The following is a 14,514-nucleotide window of genomic DNA, read 5'->3' on the forward strand; positions in this document are numbered from 1 at the left end:
ATTCAACAACCGAAGCGCCCGCCCGAAGCTGGGCGCATCAGTTGACGCTGTAGCCGCGTCCGGTCAGGCAGGCACCGAGGGCACGCTTGTAGGTGTCGGCAACGCTGGCCGCCGGAGCCGTCCGGGCGCTGGCCGGGTCGAAACCGCTCTGGCTGACCGCCCAGCTATGGCACTCGTAGCGGTCGCGGCTCTGCTGCTCGGCACTCTGGCCCTTGGCCGGATAGGCGATCACATCATATCGCGCGGCCTCGCTGGCCGGCAGCGGCGGCTGGCTGACGGGTTCGTAGACGTTGCGCTCGGCATTCCACAGGTAATAGGTACCGGCGGCGATGAAGTAGAGCATGCTGCCGATCCAGATTTCCCGCGCACCGGCCGGAAGACCGTGGCCGTGACGCGGGCCCGGCACATGCTGCGGCCCCGGTCCCGCCGGCCCTCTATGCCCACCCGGCCCCGGACCGGGTGGTGCGGCGGTGACCGGCAAGGCGATGCAGAGGGAAAGAACGGCGCCAAGCGCGGCGCGCGGCAGTAACCTGGACATGATTGAACTCCGGGATGGGATGAAATCGCAGCGCGATTATCTGCCCGGCCGATGCAGCGGTCCGTCAGGCCTCGGTAAGGACTGGGTAAAGCCACCCCATGCGTCAGCGCACACGCCGAACACCCGAGCCCGCGGCATGGTCTGATATCGAGAAAACATCATCCAGCTGTCTTCCGGCCCTTGTATAGTTGCGCCACTTTTCCAGGAGGTCCTTATGCGTACTCGTAACCGATTCATCGGCGGCGTGTTGGCCGCTTCCCTGTTCACCCAGCTGACCGCCTGCGGCACGCTGTTCTACCCGGATCGCCGCGGGCAGATCGAAGGCCGCATAGACCCAGCGATTGCAGCTTTGAATGCGGTTGGTTTGATCTTTTACCTCCTCCCCGGCCTGATCGCCTTCGGCGTCGACTTCGCCACCGGCGCGATCTACCTGCCCGACGACGAGTACTCCATGGCCCCGGAAAAGCTGCAGGAAGCCATTGGCGCCGACGGCCAGATCGATCAGGCCCGCCTGAAAGCCATCATCGAGAAGGAAATCGGCCGCAGCCTGCCGCTGGACGACCCGCGCCTGATCCAGCACAACGGCAGCGTCGAGCAGCTGGCCGCCTTCGGTCTGCGCCCCGCGGCCTGATGACTCGCGCGGATAACGGCCAGCGATGAGCATCAATCGTGACCACGCCCGGCTCATGCGCCGGGCGACCGCCGCAGCCCTGGCGACGGCGATCCTGCTGGCGCTGAGCAAGGCCGTGGCCTGGTGGCTGAGCGGCTCGGTGAGCCTGCTCGCCGGCCTCACCGATTCGCTGCTCGACGGCGCCGCGTCGCTGCTCAACCTGCTCGCGGTGCACTACTCGCTGCGCCCGGCCGACGAGGACCATCGCTACGGTCACGGCAAGGCCGAGGCGCTGGCGGGGCTCGGCCAGGCGGCATTCATCTGCGTCAGCGCGATCCTCGTCGGCGTGCAGGGCGTTGACCGCCTGCTGCATCCGCAACCGCTGGGCGCGCAGGGCGTGGGTATCGCGGTGATGATCTTCTCGCTGCTGATGACCGCCATCCTGCTGAGCTACCAGCACCACGTGGTCAAGCTCACCGGCTCCACCGCCATCCGCGCCGACTCGCTGCACTACCGCTCCGATCTCCTGCTGAATACCAGCATCCTGCTCGCGCTGGTGCTGGCCAGCTTTGGTTGGGAGCGAGTGGACGCGCTGTTCGGCATCGCTATCGCGCTGTACATCTTCTGGAGCGCGATCAGCATCGTCCGCGAAGCCGGTGCCGTGCTGATGGATACCGAGCTGTCGCCAGAAATCAGCGAGCAGATGCAGCAACTGGTCTGCGAAGTGCCCGGCGTGCATGGCTGCCACGATTTCCGCACACGGGTTTCCGGCACGCGCTGGTTCGTGCAGTTGCATCTGGAGCTACCCGGGGACCTGCCGCTGTCACAGGCACATGATCTGTGCGTGGCGGTGGAGAACGCGATTCACGATCGCTATCCGAATGCGGAGGTGCTGGTGCATGCCGACCCGCTTGAGGTAGCGCCGCCTAAGCGGTGAGCAGTTCGACTAGCGTTTAGCGTTTGCGTCGGGGCGATAAAGCCCTACCTGTATCGCTTGTAGGGTTAAAGCGTTTTTGGTCACTTTTTCCGCGCTTGGAAAAAGTGACTCGCCCAGCAGGGCGAAACCATGCCAACAGCCAACTCGGCAATCGGCAATCGGCAATCGGCAATCGGCAATCGGCTCGACATCCAAACCACCACACCGCACAAAACGCACATAACGAAAAAGACCACGCCTGGGCGTGGTCTCTTCGATTCGTCTGGCCGATGGTAACGGCTGCTTCGCACGGTGCCTCGTGAGCGCCGGAGGCCCGGACCGTCGGTCTCGGTAAGACTTTCGGTGACCGCAGCGGGGATCGCGTGCCGTGGTCGTTCTGCCGGGGGCTGAAGTTGAGATAAAGCTTACGCCGCCCCGACCGGCACCGGATTGCGAAGATTGCTGATCACGGTATCACTTGCGCAATCGACAGCCCTGGATCCATCATCACGCGCAATCCGATCCCAAAGGCCTCCCTCCATGAGCAAACTCGACCGCTACGACCTGCGCATTCTCGCCGAATTGCAGCACGACGCCCGCATCTCGAACCAGGAGCTGGCCGAACGCATCGGACTGTCGCCCTCGCCCTGCTCACGCCGCGTCAAGCAGCTGGAAGACGACGGCTATATCGCGCGCCAGGTCGCCCTGCTCGACCGCAAGAAGCTCGGTCTGACGCTGACCGCCTACGTGCTGATCGGCATGGACCGGCACACCCCGGAGCGCTTCGAGCATTTCGAGGGGGTGATCGGACGCTGCCCGGAGGTGCTGGAATGCAGCCTGGTCACCGGCATGGATGCCGACTACCAGCTCAAGGTGGTCGTGCCCGACATGGACCACTACCAGCAGTTCCTGCTCGGCACCCTGACGCGTATCGAAGGCGTCTCCAGCGTGCGTTCCAGCTTTGTCCTGCGTCAGGTGGCATCGAGTACCGAGCTGCCGCTGGAGCATTTGCGCAGCTGAGACGCAGCGCACAGCTTGCACCCTACTTTTCGCAGGGTTACTGCCTATAATCCGCGCCCTTGTTTTCCGGCCCGCCTGGGCGAGCCGGACTGCCGAATGCGACGCCCCATGCAGGCGCCGTTCCAGATCCTTCGTGCAAGGGACGCCCCATGAACGACACCAACCGCGTCATGCAGAGCTATGGCCGCTGCTGCGCGAGCCCCAGCTTCTTCGATGATTTCTACGTGACTTTCCTCGCCAGCTCGCCGGCGATACGGGAGAAGTTCGCCCGCACCGACATGACCGCGCAAAAGCAGCTGCTACGCGCCGGCATTCTCAACCTGGTGCTGTTCGCCCGCGGCATGCCGGACACCAAGCTTCGCGCGCTGGGCGAGAGCCATTCACGGGCACGCCTGGACATCCGCCCGGAGCTCTATGACCTATGGATCGACGCGCTGCTCAAGACCATCCGCCAGCACGATGGCGAACTGCAGCAACAGGACCTGAAGGCCTGGCACATGGTCTTGAACAAGGGCATCGACGTGATCAAGGCGGCCTACTGAATACCGGTGAGACATTTCGCCGCACCGGCGCCCGGTCGGCGCGATCCGAACGCTTTCCGAGCTCGACCGTCCAACCAGCGGTGGCACACCCGCCACTCGCTGGCGGCGTATACTGCGCCGCTTTCGCGCCCGGCCTGCCACGGGCGCATTCGTCGAAGTCACTCAGGAGATCCCTGTGGAGCCCGAAGTTTTCGAAAAGTGGATGATGATCGTGCTCGTCGGTGGGCTGATGGCCTTCATGGCGTTCATCATCTGGGACCTGGCCAAGAAGTCGAAGGCCGGTCGCCTCGGCACCGCCATTCTCTTCCTCGGCCTAGGCCTGTGCCTGTTCGCCTTTCTCGCCAAGCCGGTCATCGGTTACGTCATCGAAGTGACTCAGGGCATCCCGCACTGAGTTGAGGCGCCAGCCGGTGCGCTACAGCTGCGCCGGCACCTCCCGCCACTCACCCGGCTGCAGGCCATCCAGCGCCCAAGGGCCGATGCGCACCCGCACCAGGCGCAGGGTCGGCAAGCCAACCGCCGCCGTCATGCGCCTGACCTGGCGATTGCGCCCTTCGCGAATCACCAGTTCCAGCCAGCAGGTCGGCACGCTCTTGCGAAAGCGTACCGGCGGGTTGCGTGGCCATAGCTCGGGCTCATCGAGCTGCCGCGCTTCGGCCGGCAGGGTCATGCCGTCGTTCAGCTGGACGCCATCACGCAAGCGCTGCAGCTGCTCGGCGCTGACCTCACCTTCCACCTGCACCCAGTAGGTCTTGGGCAGCTTGTGCTTCGGGTCGGCGATGCGCGCCTGCAACTGACCGTCGTTGGTCAAGAGCAGCAGCCCCTCGCTGTCGCGATCCAGGCGCCCGGCGGGGTAGACGCCCGGCACCTGCACGAAATCCTTCAGCGTCGCGCGGCCATCGGCATCGTTGAATTGCGTCAGCACGTCGAACGGCTTGTTCAACAACAACAGGCGTGGCTCGGCCGGCGGTGCCTTGGCGACGCGCCGCGGCGCGGATGCGCGCGCGGTTCGCGCAGGCGGACGCGAGGATGGAGGACGCGGTGGACGGGGCATGGCGACGGGTCTCGATACGGGTCGGCCATGCTAGAAGTGACACCCGGCAGCTGCAAGTGGCGCAGCCACTCGGCGCGGCACTGAAATCGGGCAAAGCGGCCACCCGCGGTGCACCACCGGCCTTCGCGTGCACCAGCATGGCTCACCGCGAAAGTTGCCCGATCGACCTTGGATCGGCGCAAAGCGGCGTCGCAGAAGGCTTTGCGCCATTTGGCACGGATGCTGCCATTGCTCCTGGCGTTCCGATGTTTTCAGCCCACAGTTGCGCACGGACAGCCAAGGAGCCCCACAATGAAACGCCGTCCCCTGATCAAGTCCACCCTCGCCGCCAGTGCCCTGATGCTCAGCGGCCTGTTCCCCTTCACCCTGCAGGCCGCAGAGACCATCAAGGTCGGCATCCTGCATTCGCTGTCCGGCACCATGGCCATCTCCGAGACCTCGCTCAAGGACATGGCGCTGATGACCATCGACGAGATCAACTCCAAGGGCGGCGTGCTCGGCAAGCAGCTCGAACCGGTGGTGGTCGACCCGGCTTCCAACTGGCCGCTGTTCGCCGAGAAGGGCCGTCAGCTGCTGACCCAGGACAAGGTGGCGGTGACCTTCGGTTGCTGGACCTCGGTATCGCGCAAGTCGGTACTGCCGGTCTATGAAGAACTCGACGGCCTGCTGTTCTACCCCGTGCAGTACGAGGGCGAAGAGCTGTCGCCGAACGTCTTCTACACCGGCGCGGCGCCAAACCAGCAGGCCATCCCGGCCGTCGAGTACCTGATGAGCGAAGACGGCGGCAGCGCCGAGCGCTTCTTCCTGCTCGGTACCGACTACGTCTACCCGCGCACCACCAACAAGATCCTGCGCGCCTTCCTGATCAGCAAGGGCGTGCCGGAATCCAGCATCGAAGAGGTCTACACCCCCTTCGGTCACAGCGATTATCAGACCATCGTCGCCAACATCAAGAAGTTCGCCGCCGGCGGCAAGACGGCCGTGGTGTCGACCATCAACGGCGACTCCAACGTGCCCTTCTACAAGGAGCTGGCCAACCAGGGCCTGGACGCCACCGACGTTCCGGTCGTCGCCTTCTCGGTCGGTGAAGAAGAGCTGCGTGGCATCGACACCAAGCCGCTGGTCGGCCACCTGGCCGCCTGGAACTACTTCCAGTCGGTGGAGAACCCGGTCAACGAAGCCTTCGTCAGCAAGTGGAAGGCCTACGCCAAGGCCAAGAACCTGCCGGGCGCCGACAAGGCCGTGACCAACGACCCGATGGAGGCCACCTACGTAGGCATCCACATGTGGGCGCAGGCGGTCGAGAAGGCCGGCAGCACCGAGGTGGACAAAGTGCGCGATGCACTCGCCGGGCAGACCTTCAAGGCACCGAGCGGCTACACCCTGACCATGGACGAGAAGAACCACCACCTGCACAAGCCGGTGATGATCGGCGAGGTCCAGGAGGACGGCCAGTTCTCGGTGGTCTGGGAAACCGAAAGCCCGGTCCGCGCGCAGCCGTGGAGCCCGTACATCCCGGGCAACGACAAGAAGCCGGATTACGCGGTGAAGTCGAACTGATCGACGCCGTTGTGGTGGATGAAGCGCCATCCATCTGACGAGCACTGCCCTACGGCCCTGCATTCGTAGGGTGGGCTTCAGCCCACCATCAGCCCTCGGTGGGCTGAAGCCCACCCTACAAACAGGCCACCTTCGACGCTGTAGCGGCGGATGAATGTCGCTTTTCTCATCCGCCTGCCAGCCGTCACTAGCTCCATTAAGAGAGCCCGCGACCTCCCCTGGGGAATGCACAGATGAACACTGCCCTGCACCGATTATTGCTGCTGCTCCTGCTCGCCCTGCCCTGGGCAGTGCACGCCGGAGAAGCAGCCGACTACGCCAAGGCCAGCCCGGCCAAACAGGCCAGGCTGCTGGAAAGCTGGGCCGCCGCGCCCGCGCCTGAGCGGCTGCCGCTGATCGAAGCGCTGCGCGCCAATCGCGTAGCCATCGACCAGAACAAGACGCCCTTCATCGAGGAAAACGGGGCCTACCGTGCCCTCGAAGGTGATGCCGAGCCGGTCGGCACGCCGAAGAAGCTGCGTCTGAACAACCGCCTGCGCGGCCTGCTCAACACCGCCCTGGCGAGCCACCAGCTGTTCGCCGAAGACCCCGCGCAGCGCCTCGCCGCGGCCAAGCGCCTGCAGCGCAGCGGCCAACCGGAACAGCTCGAGCTGCTCCAGCAGCGCCTGGACGCCGAGTACGATGCCGCCGTCAGCGAAGCGCTGACCCTGGCGCTGGCCAACCTGCAGCTGACCGCAAGCGACCCCGCCGTACGCCTCGCCGCGGTGCGCCTGCTCGGCGAAACCGGCGCGCCCATGGCCCGGGTGCGCCTGGAGAACCTGCTGGCCGACGAGGCGGAAACCGACGCCAACGTGCGCAAGGCCGCCGAGACCAGCCTGGCTCAGGTCAAGCGCAAGCTCCTGATCGGCGAACTGCTCGGCCAGGCTTTCAGCGGCCTGTCGCTGGGCTCGATCCTGCTGCTCGCCGCCCTCGGCCTGGCGATCACCTTCGGCCTGCTCGGGGTGATCAACATGGCCCACGGCGAGATGCTCATGCTCGGGGCCTACACCACTTACATGGTGCAGGTGCTGATGGCGCGGCTCGCCCCGGAGGCCCTCGCCTTCTACCCACTGGTGGCGCTGCCGGTGGCCTTCTTCGTCACCGCCGCGATCGGCATGGCACTGGAACGCACGGTGATCCGCCATCTGTACGGCCGCCCGCTGGAAACCCTGTTGGCGACCTGGGGCATCAGCCTGATCCTGATCCAGCTGGTACGGGTGCTGTTCGGCGCGCAGAACGTCGAGGTCGCCAACCCGGCCTGGCTGTCCGGTGGCCTGCAGGTGCTGCCGAACCTGGTGCTGCCGTACAACCGCATGGTGATCATCGGCTTCGCGCTGTTCGTGGTGCTCCTGACCTGGCTCTTGCTGAACAAGACGCGCCTGGGCCTGAACGTGCGCGCGGTAACGCAGAACCGCAACATGGCCGCCTGCTGCGGCGTGCCCACCGGGCGCATCGACATGATGGCGTTCGGGCTGGGCTCCGGCATCGCCGGGCTCGGCGGCGTGGCCCTGAGCCAGATCGGCAACGTCGGCCCGGACCTCGGCCAGAGCTACATCATCGATTCCTTCCTGGTGGTGGTGCTCGGCGGTGTCGGCCAGCTGGCCGGCAGCATCTTCGCCGCCTTCGGCCTCGGCATCGCCAACAAGATCCTCGAACCGCAGATCGGCGCCGTGCTGGGCAAGATCCTCATCCTCGCGCTGATCATCCTCTTCATCCAGAAGCGTCCGCAGGGGCTCTTCGCTCTCAAGGGGAGGGTCATCGATTGAACCAGCCACTTACCCTCACCGCCGCGCAGAAAGCCGGGCCGAAAGCCACGGTCATCGCCCTCGGCCTGGCGCTGGCCGTCCTCGTCGCCATGCCGCTGCTGCACCTGCTGCCGGCCGAGCATGCCCTGCACGTTTCGGCCTACACCCTTACCCTGGTGGGCAAGATCCTCTGCTACGCCATCGTCGCCCTGGCGCTGGATCTGGTCTGGGGTTACGCGGGGCTCTTGTCCCTCGGCCACGGCCTGTTCTTCGCCCTCGGCGGTTACGCTATGGGCATGTACCTGATGCGCCAGAGCGCCGGCGACGGCCTGCCGGCGTTCATGAGCTTTCTCGCCTGGAACGAGCTGCCCTGGTACTGGTACGGCACGTCGAGCTTTCTCTGGGCCATGTGCCTGGTGGTGCTGGTGCCCGGCGTGCTGGCCTTCGTCTTCGGCTTCTTCGCCTTCCGCTCGCGAATCAAGGGCGTGTACTTCTCGATCATGACCCAGGCGCTGACCTTCGCCGGCATGCTCCTGTTCTTCCGCAACGAGACCGGCTTCGGCGGCAACAACGGCTTCACCGATTTCAAGACCATCCTCGGTTTCTCGATCTCGGCGCCGGCGACCCGCGCCACGTTGTTCCTCGCCACCGTGGCGCTCCTGGCCGGCAGCCTGTACCTGGGCTTTCGCCTGGCGCGCAGCAAGTTCGGCCGGGTGCTCACCGCCCTGCGCGATGCCGAGAACCGGCTGATGTTCTGCGGCTACGATCCGCGCGGCTACAAGCTGTTCATCTGGACGCTGTCAGCGGTGCTCTGCGGCCTGGCCGGTGCGCTCTACGTGCCGCAGGTCGGCATCATCAACCCCAGCGAGATGGCACCGACGCAATCCATCGAGGCCGCCGTCTGGGTCGCACTCGGCGGACGCGGCACGCTGATCGGCCCGCTGCTCGGCGCCGGCCTCGTCAACGGCATGAAGAGCTGGTTCACCGTGGCCTTCCCCGAATACTGGCTGTTTGCCCTCGGTGCGCTGTTCATCGTCGTCACCCTGTACCTGCCCAAGGGCGTCATCGGCCTCATCAAGCGGAGGGGCGAAGAATGAAAACCGTACCCTGCAGCGCCGTCATCGACGGCTTCGACCCCACCGGCGGTGGCCTGACCCGCGATGCCATCGGCCTCGGCCGGGTTGCCGAGAAGGGCCTGGACGTACGCCACGGCACCATCCTCAGCCTGGAAGACATCAACGTCAGCTTCGACGGCTTCAAGGCGCTGACGGACCTCAGCCTGTACATCGGCGTCGGCGAGCTGCGCTGCATCATCGGCCCCAACGGCGCCGGCAAGACCACCATGATGGACGTCATCACCGGCAAGACGCGCCCCACCAGCGGCAGCGCCTGGTTCGGCGAAACCCTGGACCTGACCCGCATGAGCGAGGTGGACATCGCCCAGGCCGGCATCGGCCGTAAATTCCAGAAGCCCACGGTGTTCGAGGCGCTTTCGGTGTTCGAGAACCTGGAGCTGGCGCAGAAGACCGATAAGTCGGTATGGGCGAGCCTCAGGGCCAGGCTTTCCGGCGAGCAGAAGGACCGCATCGACGAAGTGTTGGAGACCATCCGCCTCGGCCAGTCGCGTCATCGCCCGGCCGGGCTGCTGTCCCACGGGCAGAAGCAGTTCCTCGAGATCGGCATGCTGCTGATGCAGTCGCCGCAGCTCTTGCTGCTCGACGAGCCGGTAGCCGGCATGACCGATGCCGAGACCGAGTTCACCGCCGAGCTGTTCAAGTCCTTGGCGCGCAAGCATTCGCTGATGGTGGTCGAGCACGACATGGGCTTCGTCGAAACCATCGCCGACCACGTCACCGTGCTGCACCAGGGCCAGGTGCTGGCCGAGGGTTCGCTGCAACAGGTGCAGGCGGACGAGCGGGTGATCGAGGTGTATCTGGGGCGTTGAGCAAAAAGGTGGATGGCTTCGGCCATCCACCCTACGCCCGTCGAATCGTAGGGTGGATAACGCCGCAGGCTTATCCACCGAAAGCGGCGCAGCTTTTTCCACGCGTCACGAAAGAAACAAGGACATCGACATGCTGCAAGTCCAGCAACTGCACCAGTACTACGGCGGCAGCCATATCCTGCGCGGCCTCTCGTTCGAGGCGAAGGTCGGCGAAGTCACCTGCCTGCTCGGACGCAACGGCGTCGGCAAGACCACCCTGCTCAAGTGCCTGATGGGCCTGATCCCGGCCAAGGAAGGCGCGGTGAACTGGGAGGGCAAGCCGATCACCGGCTTCAAGCCGCATCAGCGCGTGCACGCCGGCATCGCCTACGTGCCGCAGGGGCGCGAGATCTTCGGCCGCCTGACCGTCGAGGAAAACCTGCTGATGGGCCTGTCCCGTTTCAGCGCCAGGGAAGCCAAGGAAGTCCCCGAGTTCATCTACGAGTTGTTCCCGGTTTTGCAGGAAATGAAGCACCGTCGCGGCGGCGATCTCTCCGGCGGCCAGCAACAGCAGCTCGCCATCGGCCGCGCGCTGGCGAGCAAGCCGCGCCTGTTGATCCTCGACGAACCCACCGAAGGCATCCAGCCCTCGGTGATCAAGGAGATCGGCGCGGTGATCAAGAAGCTCGCGGCCCGCGGCGACATGGCGATCTTCCTGGTGGAGCAGTTCTACGACTTCGCCGCCGAACTGGCCGACCAGTACCTGGTGATGAGCCGCGGCGAGATCATCCAGCAGGGCCGTGGCGAAAACATGGCCGCCGAGAGTGTGCAACGCCTGGTGGCGATCTAGCCTTGCTGCAGCGCCCTCACGGGGGTGCCTGATCGGTGTCAATCTCCGGCTCTCCCGCCGGGCCGATGATTGACAGCGTTGGCTCCAGCAGGGGGTGCACGGCATGCACGATGCGTTCGACTCTTCCGCCCCGACCGAACATGCCAGGCCGCTGATCTGGCTGTCCTGGCTGTTGGGCGCGGCCATGCTCGGCGCACTGGTGGTCGGCGTCCTGCAGCTGGCCGACGCCAGCCACTTCGCCCTGGTTCTCAGCCAGGCCGAGCCGGCCTGGCTGCTGGTCGCCATTGCGCTGCAGGGGCTGACTTACGTCGTCCAGGGTCAACTGTATCGCCAGGTACTGACGGCCGCGGGCACGTCGCTGCCGTTGTGGGACGCCACCAAACTCAGCCTGACCAAGCTGTTCATCGACCAGGCCCTGCCTTCCTCCGGATTCAGCGGCGCGGTGGCAGTGGTCGCCCTGCTGCAGCGCCGCGGCATCGCTGCGTCTCAGGTTTCCAGCTGTTTCATCGTCAGCGTGTCGACCTATTTCGTGGCCTACCTGCTGGCGCTCGGCGCCGCCCTCTTCATCGCGATCGACAGCGGCCATGGCAGTCTCGCCGTGATCGCCACCAGCGCAGCCTTCATGCTGTTCTGCGGCCTCATGGCGATCGCCGCACCGTTGATCGCCGGGCTGCCGCAGGGCGCCCTGGCCAGGCGCCTGCAACACGTGCGCTGGATGCAGCGCCTGCTGGCGATGGTGTTCGCGGCCGAGCCCCGGCTCACGCGCAATCCGCGCCTGCTGAGCTGGGCCAGCGGCTATTCCCTGCTGATCGTCCTGCTTGACGCCCTGACCCTCTGGGCGCTGCTTCACGCGGTCGGCCACGCGGCGCCCTTCGCCGGCATCTTCGCCAGCTTCATGCTGGCCAGCGTGTTGCGCAGCGTCGGCATCGTGCCGGGTGGGCTGGGTGCGTTCGAGGCCGCCGCAGTAGCGACCCTCAGCTGGGCCGGCGTGCCGCTGGCGGCCGGCCTGTCGGCAACGCTGCTGTTTCGCGTGTTGAGCTTCTGGCTGCCGATGCTGCCCGGCTTCTGGCTCTCCCGGGACGCCTTGCGGGCCGGGGCCGCAGACCACCACGAGACGGTCACGCCGGACTACTGGAGCCAGCCGCTGGATGAGCTCTATGCCAGCCTGAAGAGCGGCCCGAACGGGCTCGCCAGCGACGCTGCCGCCGCGCGTCAGCCGTCGGTCAGGCGTACGTACCGGCCGAACCTGGCGCGGCAGGTCGGCGCCTCGCTGCTGCGCCAGCTGTCCAGCCCGCTGGTGCTGATCCTGTTGATCGGCGCGCTGGTGGCGCTGATCGCCCATGACTGGCTGGATGCCCTGATCGTGCTGGCCATCGTCATCGCCAGCGCGCTAGTCGGCAGCCTGCACGAGGTCCGTTCCAACCGCGCGATTGCGCGCCTGCGCGAACAGGTGGCCAGCCGCGCCGATGTCTGGCGCGACGGGCGCCTGCAGAGCCTGACCGCGGATGAAGTGGTGCCCGGCGATATCGTCGAGCTCTCGGCAGGCAGCCTGATTCCGGCCGATGGCCGGCTGGTCGAGGCGCGCGACTGCTTCGTCAACCAGGCCCTGCTGACCGGCGAGACCTTTCCGGTGCAGAAGCAGGCGAGCCGGATCGCCAGCGACGCCGCCCTGGCGCAGCGCGACAACTGCCTGTTCCGCGGCACCTCGCTGCGCAGCGGCACGGCGCGCCTGCTGGCCGTGCGCTGCGGCCTGCATACCGAGCTGGGCCATATCGAGCGCTCGCTGGTGTTGCGCCCGCCGGAAACCGAGTTCGAGCGTGGCCTGCGCCAGTTCGGCGGTCTGCTGCTGCGCGTGATGCTGGTGATGGTCACGGCGGTGCTCGGGCTCAACCTGTTTCTCGACCGACCGCCGCTGGACACCCTGATGTTCGCCATCGCCCTGGCCGTCGGGCTGTCGCCGGAGCTGTTGCCGGCGATCCTCAGCGCGACCCTTTCGGCCGGCGCGCGACGCATGGCGGGGCGCGGCGTGATCGTGCGCCATCTCAACGCCATCGAGAATCTCGGCGCGATGGACACCCTCTGCACCGACAAGACCGGCACCCTCACCCGCGGCGTGGTGGCCCTCGACGGCGCGCTGGACGCCGACGGCCAGCCCAGCACCACGGTGCTGCGCATGGCCTGGCTCAACGCATCGCTGCAGACCGGCCTGCGCAACCCGCTGGACGAGGCGATCGGCGACTACGCCCGCGACAAGGCGCCGGCCATGACTGGCGCCGACAAGCTCGATGAAATTCCCTACGACTTCGTCCGCAAGCGCCTGAGCGTGCTCTTGCGCGACGCCGGCGAGCCCACGCCACGGCTGATCTGCAAGGGTGCGCTGGATAACGTGCTGCAGGTGTCGGCGTTCGTGCAGCAGGGCGATGCCGTGTTGCCGTTGACCGCCGAGCGGCGTGAGGCACTGGCGGCCCGCTTCGCTGCCTGGAGCGCCGCCGGCTATCGGGTGCTCGGCCTTGCCTGGCGCTCCATGGAAGGCGAGCGCTGCACCGTCGATGATGAGCAGGCGCTGGTCTTCGCCGGCTTCCTGCTGTTCTTCGACCCACCCGAGCCCGGTGTGCGCGAGGAGCTGGCAACGCTGCGCGAGCTGGGCGTGGCGGTGAAGATCATCAGCGGCGACAACCGCCTGATCGCCCGGCAGGTGGCCGAGAGCGTCGGCATCGATGTCGAGCGCGTCATCACTGGCGCCGAGATCGGGCAGATGCGCGACGAGGCGCTGATCAACCTGGCGCCGCGGGTCAGCCTGTTCGCCGAGGTCGATCCCAACCAGAAGGAGCGCATCATCCGTGCGCTGCAGAAGACCGGCCACGTGGTGGGCTTTCTCGGCGACGGCATCAACGACGCGCCGGCACTGCATGCCGCGGACGTCGGCATCTCGGTGGACAACGCGGTGGACGTGGCCAAGGAGGCGGCCGATTTCGTCCTGCTGCGCCACGAGCTGGGCCTGGTCCGTCAGGGCATCGACGAAGGCCGGCGTACCTTCGCCAACACGCTGAAGTACATCTACCTGACCACCAGCGCCAACTTCGGCAACATGATAAGCATGGCCGTGGCCTCGTTCTTCCTGCCCTTCCTGCCGCTGCTGGCCAAGCAGATCCTGCTCAACAACTTCCTCTCCGACATTCCGGCCATCGGCATCGCCGGTGACCGCGTCGATGCCGACTGGTCACGCACGCCGCATCGCTGGGACATCGGCGAGGTGCGTCGCTTCATGATCCTGTTCGGCCTGATCAGCTCGGCCTTCGATCTGCTCACCTTCGGCGTGCTGCTGTACCTGGTGGGCGAGCAACCGGAGCTGTTTCGCAGCGGCTGGTTCGTCGAATCGCTGATCACCGAACTCGCCATCATCTTCGTGGTGCGCACGCACAAGCCGTTCTACCGCAGCCGGCCGGGGCGCTTCCTGCTGGTCAGTTCACTGCTCATTGCGCTGCTGACCGTGCTGCTGCCCTACACGCCGGTGGGCGGCTGGTTCGCCCTGCAGCCACTGCCGGCCACGGTGCTCGGGGCGGTTCTGCTGATCACGCTGCTCTATGCGGCCTGTTCGGAATGGACCAAGCAGCGCTTCTTCGCCCGGCTCGGCGCATCCCGTCAGCCCTGAGCAAGAGCGCAGCAGGCGCACCACGAAAGGGCATGGCGAACGGGTCGGCAGCAGATCGCACCGT

General features: G+C 66.2%; 13 protein-coding genes. 11 read left to right on the forward strand and 2 right to left on the reverse strand.

What is annotated here, in order from left to right; all coding sequences use genetic code 11:
- Window positions 1-37: 37 nt before the first annotated feature.
- Entirely contained in the window at window positions 38-538 is a 501-nt protein-coding gene (locus tag HZR81_RS01100; RefSeq protein WP_500127086.1) for a hypothetical protein, read from the reverse strand.
- Window positions 539-752: 214 nt separating this feature from the next.
- Between HZR81_RS01100 and pmcY the strand changes: the two genes are divergently transcribed.
- From pmcY to HZR81_RS01125, 5 genes are all read left to right on the forward strand, one after another.
- Window positions 753-1,169 carry a periplasmic Zn2+ metallochaperone PmcY gene (pmcY, locus tag HZR81_RS01105; protein ID WP_500127087.1) on the forward strand — a complete coding sequence of 139 codons (417 nt, stop codon included), beginning with the start codon at window positions 753-755 and terminating at the stop codon, window positions 1,167-1,169.
- A gap of 25 nt (window positions 1,170-1,194) precedes the next feature.
- The gene (locus tag HZR81_RS01110; protein WP_500127088.1) at window positions 1,195-2,085 is read left to right on the forward strand and encodes a cation diffusion facilitator family transporter; all 891 of its coding nucleotides are present in this window, start codon (window positions 1,195-1,197) and stop codon (window positions 2,083-2,085) included.
- A gap of 519 nt (window positions 2,086-2,604) precedes the next feature.
- Window positions 2,605-3,084, forward strand: coding sequence for an Lrp/AsnC family transcriptional regulator (locus HZR81_RS01115; protein WP_017246503.1), 480 nt, complete (start codon window positions 2,605-2,607; stop codon window positions 3,082-3,084).
- Window positions 3,085-3,233: 149 nt separating this feature from the next.
- Window positions 3,234-3,626 carry a globin gene (locus HZR81_RS01120; protein ID WP_063540890.1) on the forward strand — a complete coding sequence of 131 codons (393 nt, stop codon included), beginning with the start codon at window positions 3,234-3,236 and terminating at the stop codon, window positions 3,624-3,626.
- A gap of 175 nt (window positions 3,627-3,801) precedes the next feature.
- Window positions 3,802-4,020 (forward strand): DUF2788 domain-containing protein, encoded by a 219-nt coding sequence (locus HZR81_RS01125; RefSeq protein ID WP_003298283.1) that lies wholly within the window; start codon window positions 3,802-3,804, stop codon window positions 4,018-4,020.
- Between the two features lie 21 nt (window positions 4,021-4,041).
- Here the strand turns inward: HZR81_RS01125 and HZR81_RS01130 are convergent, their stop codons facing one another.
- Window positions 4,042-4,680, reverse strand: a complete 639-nt coding sequence (locus HZR81_RS01130) for a pseudouridine synthase (RefSeq protein WP_125870226.1) — start codon at window positions 4,678-4,680, stop codon at window positions 4,042-4,044.
- Between the two features lie 291 nt (window positions 4,681-4,971).
- Between HZR81_RS01130 and urtA the strand changes: the two genes are divergently transcribed.
- The 6 genes from urtA (at window position 4,972) to mgtA (ending at window position 14,450) form a co-directional block, all read left to right on the forward strand.
- Complete coding sequence (urtA, locus tag HZR81_RS01135; protein ID WP_500127089.1) at window positions 4,972-6,240, forward strand: urea ABC transporter substrate-binding protein; 1,269 nt, start codon at window positions 4,972-4,974, stop codon at window positions 6,238-6,240.
- 233 nt (window positions 6,241-6,473) lie between these two features.
- Entirely contained in the window at window positions 6,474-8,045 is a 1,572-nt protein-coding gene (urtB, locus tag HZR81_RS01140; protein WP_500127090.1) for an urea ABC transporter permease subunit UrtB, read from the forward strand.
- The gene (urtC, locus tag HZR81_RS01145; RefSeq protein WP_003283037.1) at window positions 8,042-9,121 is read left to right on the forward strand and encodes an urea ABC transporter permease subunit UrtC; all 1,080 of its coding nucleotides are present in this window, start codon (window positions 8,042-8,044) and stop codon (window positions 9,119-9,121) included. The genes urtB and urtC overlap by 4 nt, the downstream gene beginning before the upstream one ends.
- Window positions 9,118-9,969, forward strand: a complete 852-nt coding sequence (gene urtD / locus HZR81_RS01150) for an urea ABC transporter ATP-binding protein UrtD (protein WP_003283036.1) — start codon at window positions 9,118-9,120, stop codon at window positions 9,967-9,969. The genes urtC and urtD overlap by 4 nt, the downstream gene beginning before the upstream one ends.
- 130 nt (window positions 9,970-10,099) lie before the next feature.
- Window positions 10,100-10,798: an urea ABC transporter ATP-binding subunit UrtE gene (gene urtE, locus HZR81_RS01155; RefSeq protein ID WP_500127091.1), complete on the forward strand. Its 699-nt coding sequence runs from the start codon at window positions 10,100-10,102 to the stop codon at window positions 10,796-10,798.
- A gap of 103 nt (window positions 10,799-10,901) precedes the next feature.
- Complete coding sequence (mgtA, locus tag HZR81_RS01160) at window positions 10,902-14,450, forward strand: magnesium-translocating P-type ATPase (protein ID WP_500127092.1); 3,549 nt, start codon at window positions 10,902-10,904, stop codon at window positions 14,448-14,450.
- Window positions 14,451-14,514 lie beyond the last annotated feature (64 nt).

This window comes from Pseudomonas sp. LM13, assembly GCF_041381355.1.
GTDB classification, from domain to species: Bacteria; Pseudomonadota; Gammaproteobacteria; order Pseudomonadales; family Pseudomonadaceae; genus Stutzerimonas; species Stutzerimonas frequens.

What these genes read in the sequence shown, in the direction of transcription:
- urtA (WP_500127089.1), top strand. Translation starts at nt 4,972, where the DNA reads ATGAAACGCCGTCCCCTGATCAAGTCCACCCTCGCCGCCAGTGCCCTG.
- HZR81_RS01110 (WP_500127088.1), top strand. Translation starts at nt 1,195, where the DNA reads ATGAGCATCAATCGTGACCACGCCCGGCTCATGCGCCGGGCGACCGCC.
- urtD (WP_003283036.1), top strand. Translation starts at nt 9,118, where the DNA reads ATGAAAACCGTACCCTGCAGCGCCGTCATCGACGGCTTCGACCCCACC.
- pmcY (WP_500127087.1), top strand. Translation starts at nt 753, where the DNA reads ATGCGTACTCGTAACCGATTCATCGGCGGCGTGTTGGCCGCTTCCCTG.
- HZR81_RS01120 (WP_063540890.1), top strand. Translation starts at nt 3,234, where the DNA reads ATGAACGACACCAACCGCGTCATGCAGAGCTATGGCCGCTGCTGCGCG.
- mgtA (WP_500127092.1), top strand. Translation starts at nt 10,902, where the DNA reads ATGCACGATGCGTTCGACTCTTCCGCCCCGACCGAACATGCCAGGCCG.
- urtE (WP_500127091.1), top strand. Translation starts at nt 10,100, where the DNA reads ATGCTGCAAGTCCAGCAACTGCACCAGTACTACGGCGGCAGCCATATC.
- HZR81_RS01130 (WP_125870226.1), bottom strand. Translation starts at nt 4,680, where the DNA reads ATGCCCCGTCCACCGCGTCCTCCATCCTCGCGTCCGCCTGCGCGAACC.
- HZR81_RS01115 (WP_017246503.1), top strand. Translation starts at nt 2,605, where the DNA reads ATGAGCAAACTCGACCGCTACGACCTGCGCATTCTCGCCGAATTGCAG.
- urtB (WP_500127090.1), top strand. Translation starts at nt 6,474, where the DNA reads ATGAACACTGCCCTGCACCGATTATTGCTGCTGCTCCTGCTCGCCCTG.
- HZR81_RS01100 (WP_500127086.1), bottom strand. Translation starts at nt 538, where the DNA reads ATGTCCAGGTTACTGCCGCGCGCCGCGCTTGGCGCCGTTCTTTCCCTC.